Source organism: Dyadobacter tibetensis Y620-1 (assembly GCF_000566685.1).
Lineage (GTDB): Bacteria > Bacteroidota > Bacteroidia > Cytophagales > Spirosomataceae > Dyadobacter > Dyadobacter tibetensis.
The window spans coordinates 59,961-79,384 of the sequence record NZ_AZQN01000005.1 but is presented as its reverse complement, the minus strand read 5'-3'; the positions used below and the strand labels follow the sequence as shown (position 1 = coordinate 79,384).

The 19,424-nt window shown below is 44.8% G+C and carries 15 protein-coding genes; 11 read left to right on the top strand and 4 right to left on the bottom strand.

Annotated features, from left to right (window positions below):
• The first annotated feature begins 94 nt into the window (after window positions 1-94).
• The 10 genes from ilvA to X939_RS22465 all read left to right on the top strand — a co-directional run bounded on the left by ilvA (window position 95) and on the right by X939_RS22465 (window position 13,755).
• Complete coding sequence (gene ilvA / locus X939_RS0114765; protein ID WP_025764063.1) at window positions 95-1,348, top strand: threonine ammonia-lyase IlvA; 1,254 nt, start codon at window positions 95-97, stop codon at window positions 1,346-1,348.
• A 9-nt stretch (window positions 1,349-1,357) separates the two neighbouring features.
• Window positions 1,358-2,203, top strand: coding sequence for an AraC family transcriptional regulator (locus X939_RS0114760; protein WP_025764062.1), 846 nt, complete (start codon window positions 1,358-1,360; stop codon window positions 2,201-2,203).
• A gap of 648 nt (window positions 2,204-2,851) precedes the next feature.
• Window positions 2,852-3,247: a (deoxy)nucleoside triphosphate pyrophosphohydrolase gene (locus tag X939_RS0114755; protein WP_025764061.1), complete on the top strand. Its 396-nt coding sequence runs from the start codon at window positions 2,852-2,854 to the stop codon at window positions 3,245-3,247.
• A 40-nt stretch (window positions 3,248-3,287) separates the two neighbouring features.
• Entirely contained in the window at window positions 3,288-6,710 is a 3,423-nt protein-coding gene (locus X939_RS0114750) for a DUF3427 domain-containing protein (protein WP_198034422.1), read from the top strand.
• A 385-nt stretch (window positions 6,711-7,095) separates the two neighbouring features.
• Window positions 7,096-8,499 (top strand): 3-isopropylmalate dehydratase large subunit, encoded by a 1,404-nt coding sequence (gene leuC, locus X939_RS0114745; protein ID WP_025764059.1) that lies wholly within the window; start codon window positions 7,096-7,098, stop codon window positions 8,497-8,499.
• 105 nt (window positions 8,500-8,604) lie between these two features.
• Window positions 8,605-8,964 carry a four helix bundle protein gene (locus tag X939_RS0114740; protein WP_025764058.1) on the top strand — a complete coding sequence of 120 codons (360 nt, stop codon included), beginning with the start codon at window positions 8,605-8,607 and terminating at the stop codon, window positions 8,962-8,964.
• A gap of 48 nt (window positions 8,965-9,012) precedes the next feature.
• Window positions 9,013-9,609: a 3-isopropylmalate dehydratase small subunit gene (leuD, locus tag X939_RS0114735; RefSeq protein ID WP_025764057.1), complete on the top strand. Its 597-nt coding sequence runs from the start codon at window positions 9,013-9,015 to the stop codon at window positions 9,607-9,609.
• Window positions 9,610-9,687: 78 nt separating this feature from the next.
• Window positions 9,688-11,205 carry a hydroxymethylglutaryl-CoA lyase-like TIM-barrel protein gene (locus X939_RS0114730; RefSeq protein WP_025764056.1) on the top strand — a complete coding sequence of 506 codons (1,518 nt, stop codon included), beginning with the start codon at window positions 9,688-9,690 and terminating at the stop codon, window positions 11,203-11,205.
• Between the two features lie 49 nt (window positions 11,206-11,254).
• Window positions 11,255-12,325 (top strand): 3-isopropylmalate dehydrogenase, encoded by a 1,071-nt coding sequence (gene leuB / locus X939_RS0114725; protein ID WP_025764055.1) that lies wholly within the window; start codon window positions 11,255-11,257, stop codon window positions 12,323-12,325.
• A 275-nt stretch (window positions 12,326-12,600) separates the two neighbouring features.
• On the top strand, window positions 12,601-13,755 hold the full coding sequence (locus X939_RS22465; RefSeq protein WP_084299489.1) for a 2-isopropylmalate synthase: 1,155 nt from the start codon (window positions 12,601-12,603) through the stop codon (window positions 13,753-13,755).
• A 130-nt stretch (window positions 13,756-13,885) separates the two neighbouring features.
• Here the strand turns inward: X939_RS22465 and purU are convergent, their stop codons facing one another.
• Entirely contained in the window at window positions 13,886-14,719 is an 834-nt protein-coding gene (gene purU, locus X939_RS0114715) for a formyltetrahydrofolate deformylase (RefSeq protein WP_084299488.1), read from the bottom strand.
• Window positions 14,720-14,925: 206 nt separating this feature from the next.
• Here purU and msrC point away from each other — a divergent pair, with 206 nt between their 5' ends.
• Window positions 14,926-15,411 carry a free L-methionine (R)-S-oxide reductase MsrC gene (gene msrC, locus X939_RS0114710; protein ID WP_025764053.1) on the top strand — a complete coding sequence of 162 codons (486 nt, stop codon included), beginning with the start codon at window positions 14,926-14,928 and terminating at the stop codon, window positions 15,409-15,411.
• A gap of 34 nt (window positions 15,412-15,445) precedes the next feature.
• Here the strand turns inward: msrC and X939_RS0114705 are convergent, their stop codons facing one another.
• The 3 genes from X939_RS0114705 to X939_RS0114695 are packed head-to-tail and all read right to left on the bottom strand — an operon-like array spanning window position 15,446 to window position 19,419.
• Window positions 15,446-16,366 carry a sugar phosphate isomerase/epimerase family protein gene (locus tag X939_RS0114705; RefSeq protein ID WP_025764052.1) on the bottom strand — a complete coding sequence of 307 codons (921 nt, stop codon included), beginning with the start codon at window positions 16,364-16,366 and terminating at the stop codon, window positions 15,446-15,448.
• Between the two features lie 53 nt (window positions 16,367-16,419).
• The gene (locus X939_RS0114700) at window positions 16,420-17,919 is read right to left on the bottom strand and encodes a c-type cytochrome domain-containing protein (RefSeq protein ID WP_025764050.1); all 1,500 of its coding nucleotides are present in this window, start codon (window positions 17,917-17,919) and stop codon (window positions 16,420-16,422) included.
• A 27-nt stretch (window positions 17,920-17,946) separates the two neighbouring features.
• Entirely contained in the window at window positions 17,947-19,419 is a 1,473-nt protein-coding gene (locus X939_RS0114695) for a DUF1501 domain-containing protein (protein ID WP_025764049.1), read from the bottom strand.
• Window positions 19,420-19,424 lie beyond the last annotated feature (5 nt).

Genomic DNA, 19,424 nt, shown 5'->3' with positions numbered 1-19,424 from the left:
GCATATCATCGTTCCTGTAGCAGCTCAATCTGCTGCAGGATTATTTAAATAAATTGGCTTTACGGTTTCCCGTAAGGCCTTTTTGCTTCATACCATGAAAACCAATAACAGCCCATCCCTGGACCATATCTTTAAGGCCGCCGAGCGACTTCGGGGAGTGATCAACCATACCCCACTGCTGCACAACCAGCATCTTTCCGAGCAATATCAAGCCAATGTCTACCTGAAAAGGGAGGATTTGCAAACCGTTCGCTCCTACAAAATACGCGGAGCCTATAACAAAATGGCTAGTTTGAGCATGCAGCAGCTGGCAGAAGGAGTGGTATGCGCCAGCGCCGGCAACCACGCCCAGGGCGTCGCCTATGCCTGCCAGAAAATGCAGGTAAAAGGAGCCATTTTCATGCCTACCACCACCCCGGCCCAAAAGGTGAAACAGGTACGCTTGTTTGGAAAAGAATGGATAGAAATCCACCTGGTGGGTGATACCTACGACGATGCTTACCATGCCTCAATGGACTACCGCGAAGCCACGAACGCCGTCTTCGTTCACCCCTTCGACGACCTGCAGGTCATAGAGGGCCAGGGGACCGTCGGACTGGAAATTTTTAAAGATGCCGATTTTAACATCGACTATCTGCTGATGGCCATAGGCGGTGGCGGGCTGGCCTCAGGCATTTCTACTGTATTTAAGCAGCTCTCCCCTCAGACCAAACTCATAGGCGTGGAACCACTAGGCTCCCCCACCATGCACGACTCCCTAGCCGCCGGACAAGTGGTAACCCTGGAGCATATCGATAAGTTTGTAGACGGAGCCGCCGTGCGCCGTGCTGGCGACATCACTTTCCAGGTATGCAGCAAAAGCCTTGAAAAGATCATACTGATTCCTGAAGGCCGGGTATGCTCTTCGATCCTGCAGCTCTATAACGAAGAGGCCATTGTGGCCGAACCAGCAGGAGCCCTCACCGTGGCGGCCCTGGACCAGATCAGAGAAGAAATAAAAGGCAAGAATGTGGTATTGCTCATCAGCGGAGGGAATAACGACATCACCCGTACCGAGGAGATCAAAGAGCGCTCCATGCTTTTCGAGGGACTGAAGCACTATTTCATCATCCGGTTCCCCCAGCGCTCTGGCGCCTTCCGGGAATTTCTCAACGTGCTGGGTCCCAACGACGACGTGGCCCGCTTCGAATATGTCAAGAAAACCAGCAGAGAACAAGGCCCCGCCCTGGTAGGAATAGAACTAAAAAACCGGGAAGATTTCCAACCCCTGCTCGCACGTATGGACGAAGCCAAAATCGTATATGAATACCTAAATGACCAACCCGATTTGTTTCAGTTTTTAGTGTAAATTGCCTGCATGCTCCGCGTCCCCTCCGATATCAGCGCCCAGGAATTTGAATCTCTCAAGATTCAGGACATGACCTTTGTGGCCTATCGCAACGAAATTTACCCCTCCAAATACGATGTGTTTTTCGAGGAACATGCGGTTATAGTGGTGTTGGAAGGGGAGAAAAAATTTACCAGCCCAACCCAGGAAGTACATGTACAAAAGGGGGATATCCTCTTCGTCCAGCGGGGCTTCTACCTCATGTCGGAGTCGATCAACGAGGCCTATAAAAGTCTAGTATTTTTTTTTGACGAAAAATTATTGAAAGAGTTTGTCAGCCTGCATCCCGAGCTCTTCAGCGCCGAAAACGAACAGGCACACAGTCAGTATCCTATTCTGCTACTGCAGTCGGACGACAATTTTGAGAAATTCATCCAGTCTATCTTCCCCTACTTCCACTCCAGAGAGGAGCTTAAGAATCATTTTTTGAGGCTCAAATTTCAGGAACTACTCCTGCACCTGCTGGAGCTGGAGCCCTCCCGACAGTTGCGCTCCATCCTATACGGACTACATAAGGGGGAAAAGGTAGACTTGTCGTTTCTGATGAACAGCTATTACCTCAAGCCCCTTACCCTGGCGGAGCTCGCCAAGCTTTCGGGCCGTAGCCTGTCGGTATTCAAGCGCGACTTTCAGGAAGAGTTCAGCACCTCCCCGGCCCTATGGCTCAAAAACAAACGCCTCGACTACGCCGATTTCCTGCTCCGTAACAGCCCAAAAAATGTATCGGAAATAGGAGCCGAAATAGGCTACGAAAGCGTCTCCCATTTTATAAAGACCTATAAAGAAAAATTTGGCAGAACGCCGAAGAGGAGGTGAAGATACAGTAAAAACAATCTCAATATATATATTTCCAGATGATCTTTCAACAGTTTATTATCAGGCTAAGAAGTCGCAAAACTACCTTGTACATATTACTACCATGGTAAAACATGTATGTGCAAACAAGAATAGATATTCAATATATAATTGATTAGCTTCTTTCAGATCTAATAAGTCTGAGAACATTCCCTCTTATCTCCTTTACGTCTCAACTTTTCATTTTTTAGTTGATAGGAATAACCGTGATAGAAATGGGAAGGCTTTAATTAATTGAAAATACAGGGCATTAATATAAGAGTTTTATCTATTTAAAATCTAAAGGAAGACCCATGCTATGAAATTTCCATTTTAGCTCTGGACGGAGCCATATTAGATAATAACCAGTGACTAAGGCTAATCAATATATATCAAAATAAAAATCCAAGTGTATATTTGTTGGGAATTCGGTTAGAATAAAGGAAATGGAAACTTTTAGAAAAGGATTCTAAAAGTAGCGATCGTGGGAGTTGAAATGACCAATTTCTACGAGTTTAAAGTGCTCAAAACATGCGAAGCATAGTTCGTTACCAAATAAAGTGGGGGTACCTAGACACCTAGAGACTCGAGAAATAAAGTAGTTACCAGATACCGGATTAAATAGAAATAATGAAGAAAATTGAAGTTGTTGCAGGAATAGTATACTATAAAGATCTGATTCTATGTGTTCAAAGGCCGAAAAACAAATTTCTTTATATTTCTGAGAAGTTTGAATTTCCCGGAGGGAAAATTGAAGATGGAGAATCAAAAGAGGCAGCTTTACATCGAGAGTTGTCAGAAGAGTTGAACATCTCAATAAATATTAAGTCCCTATTCCTTACGGTGGAACATGAATACCCAGATTTCGAACTGACAATGCACGGTTTTATTTGTGAAGCTGAAACACGGGAACTCACACTTATAGAGCATATAGATTGCAAATGGCTAGGTATCTCTGATCTCAAAAAGTTGGATTGGGCAGCTGCGGACCTACCGATAGTGAATAAGTTGGTAATAAATGGATAAGTTAACACAAATATTCACGAATAGCCTACATACGGGTTTCGTGGATAAATCCATTTTATCTAATTATGATTACCAACCGGAGCTTCTTGTAAACCAGAAGAATCCCCCAAAAAAAGTTCTTTCAACCATAATTCACGAACTAGAAAACTGTAATCAGTTTTTAATATCTGTAGCCTTTGTAACTACAAGTGGCATTGCCACCATAATTAACCAGCTGAAGCAGCTCGAAGATCGAGGTATAAGTGGTAAAATTTTAGTTTCTCAATATTTAAATTTCACTCAGCCTGAAGCCTTAAAAAGGTTAATTCAATTCAAAAATATAGATTTAAGAATTGCAACATCTGGGAATGTTCATGCAAAAGGATACATCTTCCGGAGCGAAGAGTATTATAATCTAATCGTTGGGAGTAGCAATTTAACAGCCCAGGCATTATCAACTAATAAAGAATGGAATATTAAAGTTTCTGCATTAGATGAAAGTGGACTTGTTGAAAAGGTTCTTCACGAGTTTCAGTTAGATTTCGAAAATGGTATTCCGGTAAATTCCGAGTTTATAGCGTCATATGAAGACATATTCCAAAAGCAATCGATTTTAAATAATCGCCCTGAGCAGGAGAGATTGGTTGATCCTTCAACTTTAATAATACCAAACTCAATGCAGTCGGAAGCATTAAAAAATCTTCTAAATCTGCGTGCGAAGAAAAAGAATAAAGCGTTAATAATTTCTGCAACAGGAACAGGCAAAACCTATTTATCAGCATTCGATGCCAAGGCCTTAAATCCGAAAAGACTTTTGTTTGTAGTTCATAGATTAACAATTGCTCAAGATTCATTAAAAACATTCCGAAATGTTTTTGGGGAAAATAAAACGATGGGTTTGTTTTCTGGCGATAAAAGGGATTTAGAGTCTGATTTTATATTTACAACCATCCAAACTATTTCAAAGCCTTCCAACCTCCAATACTTCTCAAAAACGCATTTTGATTACCTCATCATTGATGAAACCCATCGGTCCGGTGCTGATTCTTACATACGATTGATAAAACACTTTGAACCAAAGTTTCTTCTGGGGATGACAGCCACGCCTGAGCGGACGGATGGAAATGACATATTCCATTTATTTGACCATACTATTGCTTACGAAATCAGGCTAAATAGAGCAATGGAAGAGGACATGTTGAGTTCCTTTCACTATTATGGAGTCACCGACTTGGTTGTTAACAACAAGGTGATTGAAAATTTTTCAGACTTTAATCTATTAGTTTCAACTGAAAGAGTTGACAGAATCATTGAGCAGGCGAAGTTCTATGGAAGTGACAATGGTATTACCAGAGGACTGGTTTTTTGCTCAAGAAAACAGGAAGCCATAGCACTATCCGCTTTGTTCAACTTAAAAGGCTATAAAACTGTTGCTTTGACAGGCGATAGCTCTGCCGAAGAAAGAGCTATCGCTATTGAAAAATTAGAATCGGAGGATTTAAGAGAAAAGCTAGATTATATTTTTACGGTCGATATTTTCAATGAAGGAATTGATATTCCTAAAATCAACCAGATTATCATGCTTCGACCTACAGCATCTGCAATCGTTTTTATCCAACAACTAGGCAGAGGATTAAGAAAAACTGAGGGAAAAGGGTATTTAACGGTCATTGATTTCATCGGAAATTATGATACGAATTACCTAATACCAATTGCACTGTATGGTGACACCTCCTATAACAAAGATACTCTCAGGAAATTAATTACTGAAGGTAGTAGGATGCTTCCTGGAGCATCTACCATTAATTTTGATAAGATTACGAAAGAAAAAATCTTTCAATCCATTGATACTGCTAACATGCAGCTGTGGTCTGATTTGAGAAAGGATTATCAGCTTTTGAAATTTAAGTTAGGCAGGATTCCAATGATGATGGACTTTATAGAGCACGGTTCACGAGACCCTTATCTCTACGTTAATTATTCCGGTTCGTATTACCAGTTTGTTATCAAAGTGGAGAGCGATCTCATCTCCAATTTATCTCAGCAGCAGGTTAAATTGTTATCGTTATTCTCTAAAGAAATCAATAATTCTAAAAGAGTTGAGGAAAGCTTGATCATCAAATTATTAATAGAATCACACAGTCTATCTGTAAAAGAATTACAAGAAGAAGTTTTTACAAAGTATAAGTACTACACATCTGAAGAAACCATCAACTCATGCGTTCTTAATTTGAATTTTGAGTTTACTAGGGAGAAGAAAGGAGGTAAAATGCTTTCTATAAAAGATGTTTATGATTTAGATATTTTGAAGGTTGAAGACGGCAAGTTTATATTGTCTAGTCAGTTTTTATCACACTTAGGGGAGGACACTTTTAAAAATTTCCTTCTAGACTCCACCAAATACTCCATACATCAATTCGATAAATCTTTTGTACTCGAGAGTTGGCAGAATGGATTTGTACTTTATAGGAAGTACTCTCGTAAAGATGTGTTTAGAATATTGAATGCACGCGAAAATCCTATAGCGCAAAACGTTGGAGGTTACTTAGTTAGTCAAGACAACTCACATTGTCCAATTTTCGTAAATTATCATAAGGAAGAGCATATTTCTGAGTCAACAAAATATGAGGATAAATTTGTAAACAACCGTGAGTTCGATTGGATGTCAAAATCTAATCGAAAAATTGAAAGCAAAGACGTTCAATCTATATTGGGTCATAATGGACCAATTAGACTGCCTCTATTCATCAAGAAAAATAATGATGAAGGTGTCGACTTTTATTATATGGGTGAGGTAAGTCCAGCATTAGATCAGGTCGAACAAACCTCAATGAAAGATAATAACGGTAAACAAATTCCTGTTGTAAAAATTCGATTCAATTTGGCCAATCCAGTTGCCATTAATATGTTCAACTATTTGGAGCAGAAAGGAGATGCATCATATTCTTCACAAAATATTCGAGTTAATAATACACAGCGGAATATTGCTCAGAATTTAGAACATAAATTAAACAATCCCGTTCCCCTATATGACTTTTATGCAGCTGCTGGGTCATTCAGCGAAATGCAATCGGCAAAAGAGTTTACATTCATTGAAGGTCCAGAAAGCATTCGTCATGATAATGACTATTTCGCGTGCAAAATAGTCGGAGAGTCCATGAACCGTGTAATCCCCAATAATTCAATTTGCTTATTTAAACCTTACAGGGGAGGAAGTAGAAATGGAAAAATTGTTTTAGTCGAAAATATAGATTTTCGTGACCAAGATTTTAACTCTGCATTTACTATCAAAACTTATTCAAGTGAGAAAGTAATTTTAGAAGACAGCTGGGAACACACGTCTGTTATATTACGACCCAATTCATATGATAACTCATATAAAGACATTATTATTAATGAAGAAAATGGTGCCGAAATGAGAGTTGTTGGTGAGTTTATAAAAATTCTTGAACCCTCTCGTGATGAACATAAAAACGGTGTCTAGTGGTAGTTTGATTTCTATCGCTTGTAAAGACTAGGATTGAATATATAGTTTGAGACCGATGCTCTAAGTTACCAATAGTTTAAACCTCCAAGTAACTCTCCACCAACGGCATATATACTGCTGGGGCTGCTTCACTGCTGCTTGCTTTTCAGTCTTTTATTCGGGAGGGGTTCGACGCTGTCTCCATCCTGAAAATACCAATCCCCGCCCAGTCCCCATAAAAAAACCAAAATCGCTATTTTTTGAACTTTTAACGTTATCCTAAAACCAGGGAATATCCATTACTTTGTAGTGTTAATTCCTTTTCTATGAACAGATTCCTCCCTCGGGGGGAATGGGCATGGTCTGGGAGCTATTAATGGCGAAAAATTTATCTATAAAAAATATGAGTAAGCAAGCAAGTACCCTGTTCGACAAAGTGTGGGATGCCCACGTGGTTCGTCAGATCCAGGATGGTCCCGATGTATTTTTCATCGACCGTCACTTTATCCATGAAGTAACGAGTCCGGTAGCATTTCTTGGCCTAAAAAATAGAAATGTCGGCGTGATGTATCCAGAGCGCACCTTCGCAACGGCCGATCATAATACCCCCACCATCAACCAACACCTTCCTGTTCAGGATCCTCTTTCGGCCAATCAGCTGAAGGCTTTGGAAGAGAACTCTGCCAAGCATGGTATTTCTCACTGGGGACTGGGCCATGCACAGAATGGTATCGTTCACGTGGTAGGGCCTGAAAACGGCATCACCCTCCCCGGTATGACCATCGTTTGTGGAGACTCCCATACTTCTACCCACGGAGCTTTCGGCGCAATTGCCTTTGGTATTGGTACTTCCGAAGTAGAGATGGTGCTTTCATCTCAGTGTATCATGCAGCCCAAGCCCAAAAAGATGCGGGTGAATGTAAATGGTATTCTAGGAAAAGGCGTTACCGCCAAAGATGTTACCCTGTATATTATTTCCCAATTGACCACGGCGGGAGCTACGGGTTATTTTGTGGAATATGCTGGCGATGTGTTTGAGAACATGAGCATGGAAGGGCGTATGACGGTTTGTAACATGAGCATCGAAATGGGTGCACGGGGTGGTATGATCGCCCCCGACCAAACCACTTTTGACTATATAGAAGGGCGTGAATATGCTCCTAAAGGTGAGAAATGGGATGAAGCCCTTGCTTACTGGAAAACATTGAAAACCGATGCTGACGCCACCTTCGACAAGGAATACACTTTTAACGCAGCTGACATAGAGCCGATGATTACCTTCGGAACAAATCCGGGTATGGGTCAGGGCATCACCAATCAGATTCCTTCAGGAGAAAACTTGGGAAGTGGAAAAGCTACCTATGAAAAATCGCTGAATTACATGGGCTTCCATGAGAACGAATCGATGTTGGGCAAGAGAATCGATTATGTATTCATTGGTAGCTGCACCAATGGTCGTATCGAAGATTTCCGTGCCTTCGCTTCCATTGTGAAAGGTCGCAAAAAAGCCGAGCATGTAACGGCCTGGATCGTACCTGGCTCGCATGTGGTAGAGGCGCAGATCAAAGAAGAAGGAATTTTAGACATCCTTACCGAGGCAGGGTTCTCCCTACGTCAGCCAGGTTGTTCGGCATGTTTAGCCATGAACGACGACAAGATTCCGGCTGGAAAATATGCGGTAAGTACCTCTAACCGTAACTTCGAAGGCCGCCAAGGTCCGGGAGCACGCACCCTTTTGGCCAGCCCCCTAGTAGCCGCCGCAGCAGCCGTAACCGGCGTAGTGACGGATCCTAGGGAGTTGATGTAGCGGCCGTCGGCTAAAGGCTATCGGCCGTCAACTTTTGGTAGTCAATAGTCAGATCGGCAGGTTGATTAGTAATCTGGGAGCAGCAATCTTTTAACCCCCTCTCCGATGAGAAATTTTAGGAACTATCATGTATGGGAACAGAGTCATCAGCTCGTTCTGAGTCTCTATAACATCACTAAAGAGTTTCCTAGTGAGGAAAGATTTGGATTAATATCTCAATTAAGAAGAGCTGTTATTTCGATTCCGACTAACATTAGCGAAGGCTGCGCAAAAATAAGCGAAAAGGATTTTGCTCGATATTTAGGAATATCTTACGGGTCATGCCAGGAGGTAGAATATCTCACGTATCTAGCGAAAGACTTGGGTTACATGTCAACAGAAATTTACGACAGCATTCAAGCAGAAATTGTATCCATTAAAAAACAGTTATATCAATTAATTAAAAAATTAAACGCTGTAGACTAACAGCCAGGCCGTTGAATGCCGAAAGCCGTTAGCCGAAAGCCCACATATATGGCTTACGATAAATTCACAACACTTAAAAGTACGGCGGTGCCGCTTCCTATAGAGAACGTAGACACCGACCAGATTATCCCGGCTCGATTCCTGAAAGCTACCACCCGGGAAGGCTTTGGCGACAATCTGTTTAGAGACTGGCGCTATAATGGCGACGATACGCCCAAGGCGGACTTCGTGCTCAATAACCCGATTTATTCGGGGAAAATTCTTGTAGGGGGTCATAACTTCGGCAGCGGGTCGAGTCGTGAGCATGCCGCATGGGCCATCTATGACTATGGCTTCCGTTGTGTGGTATCGAGCTTCTTTGCCGATATCTTCAAAGGAAACTCCCTGAACATCGGTATTCTTCCGGTACAGGTGAGCCCAGAATTTTTGAACAAAATTTTCCTTGCCATCGAAGCCGATCCTAAAGCGGAGCTGGAGGTAAATCTGGAGCAGCAAACCATCAGCATTGTGGCTACCGGCGAGTCGGAATCCTTCGATATCAATGGATATAAGAAGCACAATATGATGAATGGCTTCGACGACATCGACTACCTACAGGCGATGAAGGAAGATATCCAACAGTTCGAAACCCAAAGAATATACTAAAAGGCTATCGGCATTCGGCTGTCGGCTGTCGGTACCTTACCGCTGGCCGATAGCCTTCGGCCGATGGCCGGCATCCTCATGAATAGACGCTATATAGAAATTATGGATACGACCCTGCGCGATGGGGAACAAACCAGCGCAGTATCGTTTTCCGCATCCGAAAAACTGACGATCGCCCAGCTTCTACTACAGGAAGTGAAAGTCGATCGCATAGAAGTGGCTTCGGCCCGGGTTTCTGAAGGAGAGTTTCAGGCGGTAAAAAAAATCACAGACTGGGCCAAGGACCACGGTTTCCTGGACAAAATAGAAGTGCTTACCTTTGTAGATGGCCGGCAGTCTATCGAGTGGATGCTGGGCACTGGCGCCAAGGTAATGAACCTGTTGACCAAAGGCTCGCTAAATCACCTGAAGTATCAACTCAAAAAGTCTCCTGAGGAGCATTTCGCCGATATCACAGGCGTGATCGCCTTGGCACAGTCCAACGATATCACCTGCAACGTGTATCTGGAAGACTGGAGCAACGGCATGCGCAGCTCCCCTGAGTATGTATTCGCCGCTTTGGACTTCCTGACCACCCAGCCGGTAAAGCGGATATTGCTTCCGGACACCCTGGGAATACTCACCCCAAAAGAGGCTTACGAATATACGAAAGCCGTCGTCGATCGTTATCCAGGTACTCATTTTGAGTTTCATGCGCATAACGATTACGATCTGGGCACGGCCAATACTATGGAGGCCATCAGAGCAGGGGTGCAAGGCCTGCACCTCACGGTGAACGGCATGGGCGAAAGAGCGGGCAACGCCCCCCTAGCGAGTGCGATTGCTGTGATCAAGGACTTTATGCCCGAAATAGAAACCTCGGTAGTAGAAAAATCCCTGTATTCCATCAGCAAGCTGATCGAGAACTTTTCGGGGATTCGTATACCTTCTAACAAGCCCATTACAGGCGAGAGTGTATTTACTCAGACAGCGGGCATACATGCCGATGGAGATAAGAAAAACAATCTCTATTTCAGCAAGCTTATGCCCGAGCGCTTTGGACGTACGCGCTTATATGCCCTAGGGAAAACTTCTGGAAAGGCCAATATCGAAAACAACCTGAAAGACCTGGGTATCACACTCACCGACAGCGACCTAAAGAAAGTCACCCAGCGCATCATCGAGCTCGGAGACAAGAAAGAGGTGGTGACTCCAGAAGACCTACCCTATATCATTTCCGATGTCCTGGACAGCAGTGCCATAGAAGAAAAAGTGGTGGTTCAGAATTATGTGCTCACCCACTCTAAAAACCTAAAACCCTCGGCTACGGTACAAATCAGCTTTGGAGATGAACTCTTTCAGGAGATCGCTCAGGGCGACGGACAGTATGATGCCTTTATGAATGCCCTTAAAAAGGTTTATTGTAAGAAAGGAATTGAACTACCCATGCTCGTGGACTATGCCGTACGCATCCCACCAGGAGGAAAGACTGATGCCCTCTGCGAAACTATTATTACTTGGAGCATCAAAGGCAAAGAGACCAAAACCCGCGGACTGGATTCAGATCAGACCGTATCGGCCATTAAGGCCACTCAGAAAATGTTAAATATCATTTAATTCATAACAGCAATCGCTCCCTGAGCGACATTCATTTTTAATCAAACCAATGAAAAAGCACATATTAATCGTACCTGGCGACGGGATTGGACAAGAAGTAACAGAAGTAGGAAAGCTTGTATTAGAGCGTATCGCCGAAAAATTCGGTCACGAATTCACCTATGACGAAGCGCTTATCGGCCATGTAGCCATAGAAGCAACGGGGAACCCGCTACCAGACGAAACACTTGAAAAAATGCGTGCTTCTGACGCCGTCCTGTTTGGCGCAGTGGGACATCCTAAGTACGATAACGACCCCTCTGCTAAGGTTCGTCCTGAGCAGGGACTTCTGAAAATGCGTAAGGAGCTGGGCCTTTATGCTAATCTTCGTCCTATCAAACTTTTTGATGAGCTTTTGGCAGCCTCTTCTATCAAGCCCGAAATCTTAAGAGGTTCGGATATTTTATTCTTCCGCGAGCTAACCGGAGATATCTATTTTGGAGAAAAAGGGCGCAAAAATGATGGGGATACGGCCTACGACCTGGCCGAATACAGCAAATTTGAGGTGGAGCGCATTGCACGCAAGGCATTTGAAGCCGCACAGACTCGCGGCAAGAAGCTCTGCTCGGTCGACAAAGCCAACGTTCTAGAAACGAGCCGCCTTTGGAGAGAAGTAGTCCAGGCAGTTGCAACAGAATACCCAGATGTTACGGTAGAACATATGTTTGTAGACGCTGCGGCCATGATGTTGATCAAGGATCCAAAACGTTTTGACGTTGTGGTAACAGCCAACCTTTTTGGCGATATTCTCACAGACGAAGCCAGCCAGATCGCCGGGTCAATGGGCATGCTGGCATCGGCCTCAATCGGCGATGGGACTGGCGTATACGAACCTATCCACGGATCGGCCCACGATATTACGGGTAAAGGGGTGGCCAACCCGCTAGCCTCTGTGCTTTCAGCAGCTCTGTTGCTGGATATATCCTTCGGCCTGAAAGAAGAATCCAACGCCATTATTGATGCGGTAGATCGTTTGCTTAAAGATGGTTACAGAACTCGCGACATCGCAGATGCTACTACAGCTGAGGAAAAAATACTAAACACCCAAGCTGCTGGAGAAGAATTGTTAAAACGACTGTAAATTTATCGAAGTTTTGCCAAAGAATATTTGTTTGAAATAAAACTTATGCTTTCTTTGCAGAAGAAAATCGCATACAGCGAAATTTCGCAAACGACTTTAGTAATGAAATACGCCGATTCACAACCATATTACCTTCTGCTCAATCTGGGTTAATCCAGAGGAAGGTGCCGTTATGATTCGTCCTAAAACCCTTTCTCTTATTACAGAAAGGGTTTTATATTGCCCTAGAAATTTAGTAAATTAGTTATACCATTACATATTCACCATACCCAGCAATGAGTCAGAGAGTTCAAATCTTCGATACCACCTTAAGAGATGGCGAGCAGGTGCCCGGCAGCCAGTTAACCACCGATGAAAAAGTCATTGTAGCCAGGCAACTCGAAAAGCTGGGTGTTGACGTGATCGAAGCCGGCTTTCCGGTTTCAAGCCCTGGTGATTTTCGTTCAGTGGTAGAAATTTCCAAAGCGGTAAGAGAACCTATAATATGCGCACTGTCCAGGGCCGTTACTGGGGATATCGACGCTGCAGCCGATGCCCTACAATATGCAAAAAGAGGCCGTATCCATACCGGAATTGGTTCTTCCGACATTCATATACAGCACAAATTCAACACCACCCGTGAAAAGATAATCGAACGGGCTATTGCCGCAACCAAGTATGCAAAAAGCAAGGTTGAAGATGTAGAGTTTTACTGTGAAGATGCGGGCCGTGCCGACCTTGCATTCCTTGCCCAGCTGGTGGAGGCTGTCATTGGAGCCGGTGCGACTGTGGTGAACATCCCGGACACTACAGGCTATTGTCTTCCAGAGGAATACGGTGGAAAAATCAAGTATATCTTCGAAAATGTAAGCAATATTCACAAGGCCATTATATCCATACATTGCCATAACGACCTTGGACTGGCTACAGCCAACTCTTTAGCGGGGATTAGCCAGGGTGCACGACAGGTAGAGGTGACTTTGAATGGGATTGGAGAGCGGGCAGGAAATACTTCTTTAGAAGAAGTGGTGATGGCATTGAAGGTGCACCCCGAAATGGGCCTGGAAACGGCTATCAATACCAAAGAAATATATCCCACTAGCCAGCTGGTCTCCAAAATGATGCGTATGCCTATCCAGGCTAATAAGGCCATTGTGGGGCGGAACGCCTTTGCGCATTCATCAGGAATACACCAGGATGGATTCTTGAAGCACAACCTGAATTACGAGATTATGAACCCTCAGGATGTTGGTGTTGATAAGTCGGACATAGTACTTACGGCCCGGAGCGGACGACACGCCCTGAAGCACCGCCTCGAACTATTGGGCTTCTCCTATGAAAAGGCGGCCGTAGATGAACTATATTCGCGATTCCTTGAAGTAGCAGATATCAAGAAGGAAGTCAACGACGCCGACTTGGTAGCGCTGAGCAAAGCCTTCGCTTCCGTTTAGAACGGGTGCGTTAACCTCCTGAAAATGAATTTGATGTTTTGAATATATTTTTGTAACATTACGTATTCAATAACATCCATCAGATTACAAAAAGCCCTCGGTGATTCTGACTAAGGGCTTTTTTTTGTGCCTATAGAATTATGGTTCGGTTTTGGTGGATGAAAACCCGGTCGTTAAAAACAAGCTTCAACGCCTTAGAAAGCACACTTTTCTCAGTTTCCTTGCCAAGTGTAGCCATATCGGAGGCCGTTTGCCTATGGTCCACTGCTTTCACATCCTGCGCAATAATTGGTCCTTCGTCAAGATCATTATTTACGAAATGTGCTGTGGCTCCAATAATTTTGACCCCCCGCTCGTATGCCTGGCGATAAGGATTGGCACCAATAAAAGCAGGAAGAAAGGAATGGTGTATATTGATGATTCTATTGGGGTACTTCGCTACAAAAGAAGGAGTAATAATTCGCATATATTTCGCTAATACGAGAAATTCGGGGCGATAGACATCCATTGTCCTTAAGATCGCCTCTTCATGTTCTTCTCTGCTCCGATTCTCATGAGATACAAAATGGAAGGGAATACCGAATTTGCTCACCAGTGGTTGCAGGATATTATAATTACTCACCACGGCCAATATATTGGCATCCAGCTCATCAAAAGCGTAACGCAGGAGCAGATCCCCTAAACAATGGTGCTCCTTTGTGACCAACAAGACAATATCTTTCTTCTTGCGGGGATTAATGCGCAGGTTGAGGCCTTCAGGCAGTTGCCGTTGCAGTTCCTGCAGGAGTAGCTGCGGATTTATCTCACCGCTAAAAGCGGTACGCATAAAGAAATAACCGGAAGGACTTACGTATTCATCGTTGCGAAGGATATTCTGATTATGCTCGAAAAGGATGCGGGTAACCTGGTAGATCAGACCCTTATGATCGGGGCCATCCATGAGTAATATATGCTGCTCTGCCATTTCAAAATTGATAGTAAACGGGTTATACCTACGAATTAACGGCTTTTCTTGGGCAAAGTGAACAACAAAAAAAAATATTCCTTACCTGGCACCGAACGATTATTTTCTGGAGGGCCCAGCCCCCTATGGAACAGAATGGAAATTATGTAACTTTTTCATTAGAATACTTGTTGGCATTTCATCCATTAACCAACGAACCAAATAGAATGGCAGAAGTCTTGATCATCCCTAAAGGGGAAGCACGCAAATATGTATATGAGGCCATCACCCCGCAGATAGAGGCGCTTATTTCCGATGAAAGCGACCTGATCGCTAACCTGGCCAATATTACTGCTGTTCTCAAAGAGGCCTTTCAGTTTTTTTGGGTTGGTTTTTATATTGCCAAAGAAGGCGAACTGGTACTGGGGCCATTTCAAGGACCCATCGCCTGCACCCGCATCAAGCCCGGCAAAGGGGTATGTGGTACGGCTTATAGCCAAAAACAGACAATCATCGTTCCAGATGTAGATCAGTTCCCCGGCCATATTGCCTGTAGCTCTGACTCCAAATCCGAAATTGTAATCCCTGTTTTCAATGCAAAAGGAGAAGTAGCCATGATCCTGGATGTTGACAGCGATAAACTCTCCGATTTTACCCAGGAAGATGCTTTAGGGCTTCAAAAGATTTTGGCAGTTCTGGAGAAAAAACTCTGAGTACGCCCTACTTATTGCCAGAGCCGGCTTAACTCTAGCTATAACGCCGCCTTAGCAAATGCATCATATGCAGATTGATACCCCACTGATCGGCGACAGGTAGATTGGTATAGGGCATAGTGGGCAGATAGGTCGGTGGACCAAACTCAGTTAGTATGGTAAGGGGTAGCCCCTTCTCTATTCTATGGGCGGCCACGGCATCCCACCAGTCAAGATGCGCCTTTAGAGCCGTAGCCCACTCGGGGGCCCGGGGATCGCTTACCTGAGGCCCTTCCTGATGCCCTACCCTTGCATGTATATGCACAGTACGTTCCAGGGCCAGCTTTACGGCCTCCGGCTGATCGGCGAGCAGGCTTTCATGAACATTACACCAATGAGAGATATCCAAAGTAATTTTCATCTGCGGGTTTTTCTCCAGAAACTGGCGAGCGATATGTGCGGCAAATAGCATGCGGCTACGATGTGTTTCGTGGGCGATAGGTATGCCCGTTTTGGCAGCTACCTCCAGGGTGTGATCAATCACTGCCTGATTTTGTTCGAAGGTAAAGTAATCTCTTCCACTATGGCAATTGATATACAAGGGTCTTCGCTCGGATTGGCTACTGGCCTCATCCACACCCTTTATAAACCCTGCCAGGTGCTTTTCAAAGTCAGACTCATGGCTTCCACAGAGGTAGCCGATCTCTAAGTCATACTTTTTGATAGCATTAAATAGCTCCCTCTTTCTCTCAACACCCGACTGCCACCACATCTCTATACCATCGTATCCTTCCTGCTTAGCCGCCGCACAAAATGCATCTACCGATCCTTTGTAACCCCAATTGGTCCCCATAATCTTTAGGCTACCCTTGTCTTTTACTTTCGGGATGAATGGATTTTCTGCACTAAGGGCCTGCATGGTGGTGAGCACACCGCCTCCTGCCATAGCAGAACTCAAGAATTTTCGACGATCCATTTTATCTGATTAAGATTATAAAATAAGGCACTACTATTTAAGAGGATCCTTGGCTAGTTAGTCTTCGTAGAAAGCTCAGAATATAAAGAGTCCCCGGCTTTGGCAAAGGCGGCAATGGATGCCTCGGTCATACCATTATTGATATTAATTTTGGGAAAGGCTTTGCGCTGCGCCTTCACCCCTTCCTCGCTTACCTTGGTTTGCCATACATATACGGATCTGAGATTCTTGACCGTCAGGGCAACTTTAAGACCTTCGTCCGTAATATTGGTCCCTACCAAATTCATATATTCCAACCTTGGGAGTCCTTTTAATCCCGACAAGCCTGCATCTGTAATTGCAGTGTATTCCAAATGCAATTTGTTTAAATTTTTAAATTTTGAAAGCTGCTGCAGTCCCGCATCCGTTAGAGCCGTACGGCCTAGCTTCAACCAGGTAATCTGCTCGGACAGAGGCAGCAGAAGGGCCATTTGCTTGTCATCAAAGCCTGAGGCATTCACTGCACTCACCTCCAGTAAATGATTATTGGCAGAAAGGCTTCTTACAATTAGCCCCGCCTCGGTAAGCTTCCGAATCGCTTCTTCATTTCCAGCCTTTACCTCCAAACCATCTATTGCCGAAAGGCTTGATTCCGCTTCCTTAAGGCTGGCGCTCCCATCCTGGAGGGCAGCCAGAAGGGGCTTTACGGGTTCCGATACCGTCAGCTCCGCTACTTTTTTATCTGCAGGGGCGCCTTGATCAATCCACCAGGAGAGTAATGTAATCTGATCGGGCGTCAACTGTGGTTTCCCTTTGGGAGGCATATGGTTGTCGTCATTTTCGGGCAGTAGACAGCGTTTAATCATATCGCTCTCGGCACTTTTTCCGACGACCATGATTTGTCCATTTTCACCCCCTTTCATCAGCAAAGCATATTCGTCCATGCGCAGATCCCCTTTCTGTTTCGATGAATTATGGCATTGGGTACAGCGTGCTTCGAGTATGGGCTGCACGATGTCTGCATATACCACTGCTTGTTGAACATTGGCAATAGGCTTGGCTACTCCGGTTTTTTGCTGCAGGGGAGGCATGCCAGCAAGTGCCCTGAAGGGCTCCGGAGTATACTGCGTGAGATAGTCGCCCCCATGTGTAAGAGAGCCTCCATGATGCCCGGCTGTGAGGGTCAGTAGGGTAGCCAGGCCAAATGCCGGAAGATAAAATAGTGGCCCAAAGGGTATTTTTTCCCCTATCCAGTCGGACTTTACCAGCCATGCGATCCATGCAAAAGCGGCTACACCTATTCCCTGCCATTGATGATCGGACAACAGATCAGCATCATAGCCCCCACTTAATGACAACAAGAAGCCGGCCATACAGGACAAAGTAGCGCCAACGGCGCCCCAAAATAGAACAAATGAAATAGTTGCTTCACTTACTTCGATGCGTCCTAGTCGGCGGCTAATTTCCAATAAGGCTGCTATCATCAGAAAACCTATAGGTAAATGCACCAATATGGGATGAAACCGTCCAAGGAAAGTGGCCCAGCCAGAATCCACAAAAAAAGAAAAATCCATGGTCAAATTTTTAAAATAAAAAAGAGGTCAGGCGATTACCGGCTTGATAACTTTTCCCTCGGTATCTGTAAGTCTGAAATTGCGGCCCTGGAAGGGGTAGGTAAATTTTTCGTGATCGAAACCCATCAGGTGCAATATGGTCGCTTGCAGATCATGAACGTGTACCCGATCTTTTACCCCATAATATCCCAGCTCATCGGTCTCTCCATGACTATATCCAGGCTTTACTCCTCCCCCTGCCATCCACACGGTAAAGGCATCAAGATGGTGATCTCTACCCATATAAGGCATCACGAGTCCATTGCGATTTTCTTGCATAGGGGTTCGGCCAAACTCACCACCCCATACCACGAGGGTATCCTCCAGCAAGCCTCTCATTTTCAAATCCTGAAGCAGGGCAGCTACCGGCTGATCCGTTTGCCTACATTTCTCATGGAGTCCCCCTCCTACATTATCGGCCGCACTCGTTCCATGCCCGTCCCAGCCCCAGTCGAATAGCTGCACGAAACGGACATCATTTTCAATGAGCTTCCTGGCCAGCAAGCAGTTCATAGCAAAGGAACCTTCTCCTGCTTTTACTCCGTACATGTCACGGATGTATTGAGGCTCTTTAGAAACATCCATCACCTCCGGTACGGACATTTGCATGCGAAAAGCCATCTCGTACTGACTGATACGTGTCAGAATTTCCGGGTCCTGCACCTGCTCATAGGTCTGGCGGTTGATATCATTAATGGCTTCGATGGTATTTTTCCGTAAATCTCTGCTGATTCCGTTGGGATCGGAGACATACAGAACCGGATCGCCACCCGTTCTGCACTGTACCCCCTGGTACACCGAAGGAAGAAAACCACTACCCCAGATACTCTTTCCTGCATCGGGCTGTTTACCCCCGGAAGTCAGCACTATAAATCCGGGTAAATTATTATTTTCCGAACCCAGGCCATAGGCTGCCCACGAACCTAAGCTTGGACGACCCAGCCTGGCACCTCCTGTATGCATCAACAGCTGAGCCGGGGCATGGTTAAACTGGTCTGTATGCATGGACTTAATAAAACAGAGCTCATCGGCAACTTCCTGAAGGTAGGGCACATAGTCCGACATCCATGCTCCGGACTGTCCATATTGCTGGAATCTGCCCTGAGGGCCTAGCATCTTGGGAACTCCCTGAATAAAGGCAAATTTCTTTCCTTCTAAAAACTCTGCCGGACAGTCCACACCGTCGTACTTAACCAGCTCAGGCTTATAGTCGAAAAGTTCCAGTTGCGAAGGAGCACCAGCCATATGAATATAGATGACACGCTTGGCTGTAGGCCTAAAATGGGGCACCTTCTGGGCTCCTTCCTGTGCTGAGTGGTTCGTGGCGTTAGGTTCATTGCAGCCACCTAATAGTGAGCCCAGGCCTAGGGCCCCCAAGCCAAAACCCATATTTTTTAAGAAATGACGCCGCGTCTGTTCTTCAACACGCCTGTATTCCAATTCCCTGAGTAATTTTTCCATGAGCA

Bases quoted from the DNA above. Each gene is read 5' to 3' on its own strand.
- ilvA (WP_025764063.1), top strand. From the start codon at position 95: ATGAAAACCAATAACAGCCCATCCCTGGACCATATCTTTAAGGCCGCC.
- X939_RS0114760 (WP_025764062.1), top strand. From the start codon at position 1,358: ATGCTCCGCGTCCCCTCCGATATCAGCGCCCAGGAATTTGAATCTCTC.
- X939_RS0114755 (WP_025764061.1), top strand. From the start codon at position 2,852: ATGAAGAAAATTGAAGTTGTTGCAGGAATAGTATACTATAAAGATCTG.
- leuC (WP_025764059.1), top strand. From the start codon at position 7,096: ATGAGTAAGCAAGCAAGTACCCTGTTCGACAAAGTGTGGGATGCCCAC.
- X939_RS0114740 (WP_025764058.1), top strand. From the start codon at position 8,605: ATGAGAAATTTTAGGAACTATCATGTATGGGAACAGAGTCATCAGCTC.
- leuD (WP_025764057.1), top strand. From the start codon at position 9,013: ATGGCTTACGATAAATTCACAACACTTAAAAGTACGGCGGTGCCGCTT.
- X939_RS0114730 (WP_025764056.1), top strand. From the start codon at position 9,688: ATGAATAGACGCTATATAGAAATTATGGATACGACCCTGCGCGATGGG.
- leuB (WP_025764055.1), top strand. From the start codon at position 11,255: ATGAAAAAGCACATATTAATCGTACCTGGCGACGGGATTGGACAAGAA.
- X939_RS22465 (WP_084299489.1), top strand. From the start codon at position 12,601: ATGAGTCAGAGAGTTCAAATCTTCGATACCACCTTAAGAGATGGCGAG.
- purU (WP_084299488.1), bottom strand. From the start codon at position 14,719: ATGGCAGAGCAGCATATATTACTCATGGATGGCCCCGATCATAAGGGT.
- msrC (WP_025764053.1), top strand. From the start codon at position 14,926: ATGGCAGAAGTCTTGATCATCCCTAAAGGGGAAGCACGCAAATATGTA.
- X939_RS0114705 (WP_025764052.1), bottom strand. From the start codon at position 16,366: ATGGATCGTCGAAAATTCTTGAGTTCTGCTATGGCAGGAGGCGGTGTG.
- X939_RS0114700 (WP_025764050.1), bottom strand. From the start codon at position 17,919: ATGGATTTTTCTTTTTTTGTGGATTCTGGCTGGGCCACTTTCCTTGGA.
- X939_RS0114695 (WP_025764049.1), bottom strand. From the start codon at position 19,419: ATGGAAAAATTACTCAGGGAATTGGAATACAGGCGTGTTGAAGAACAG.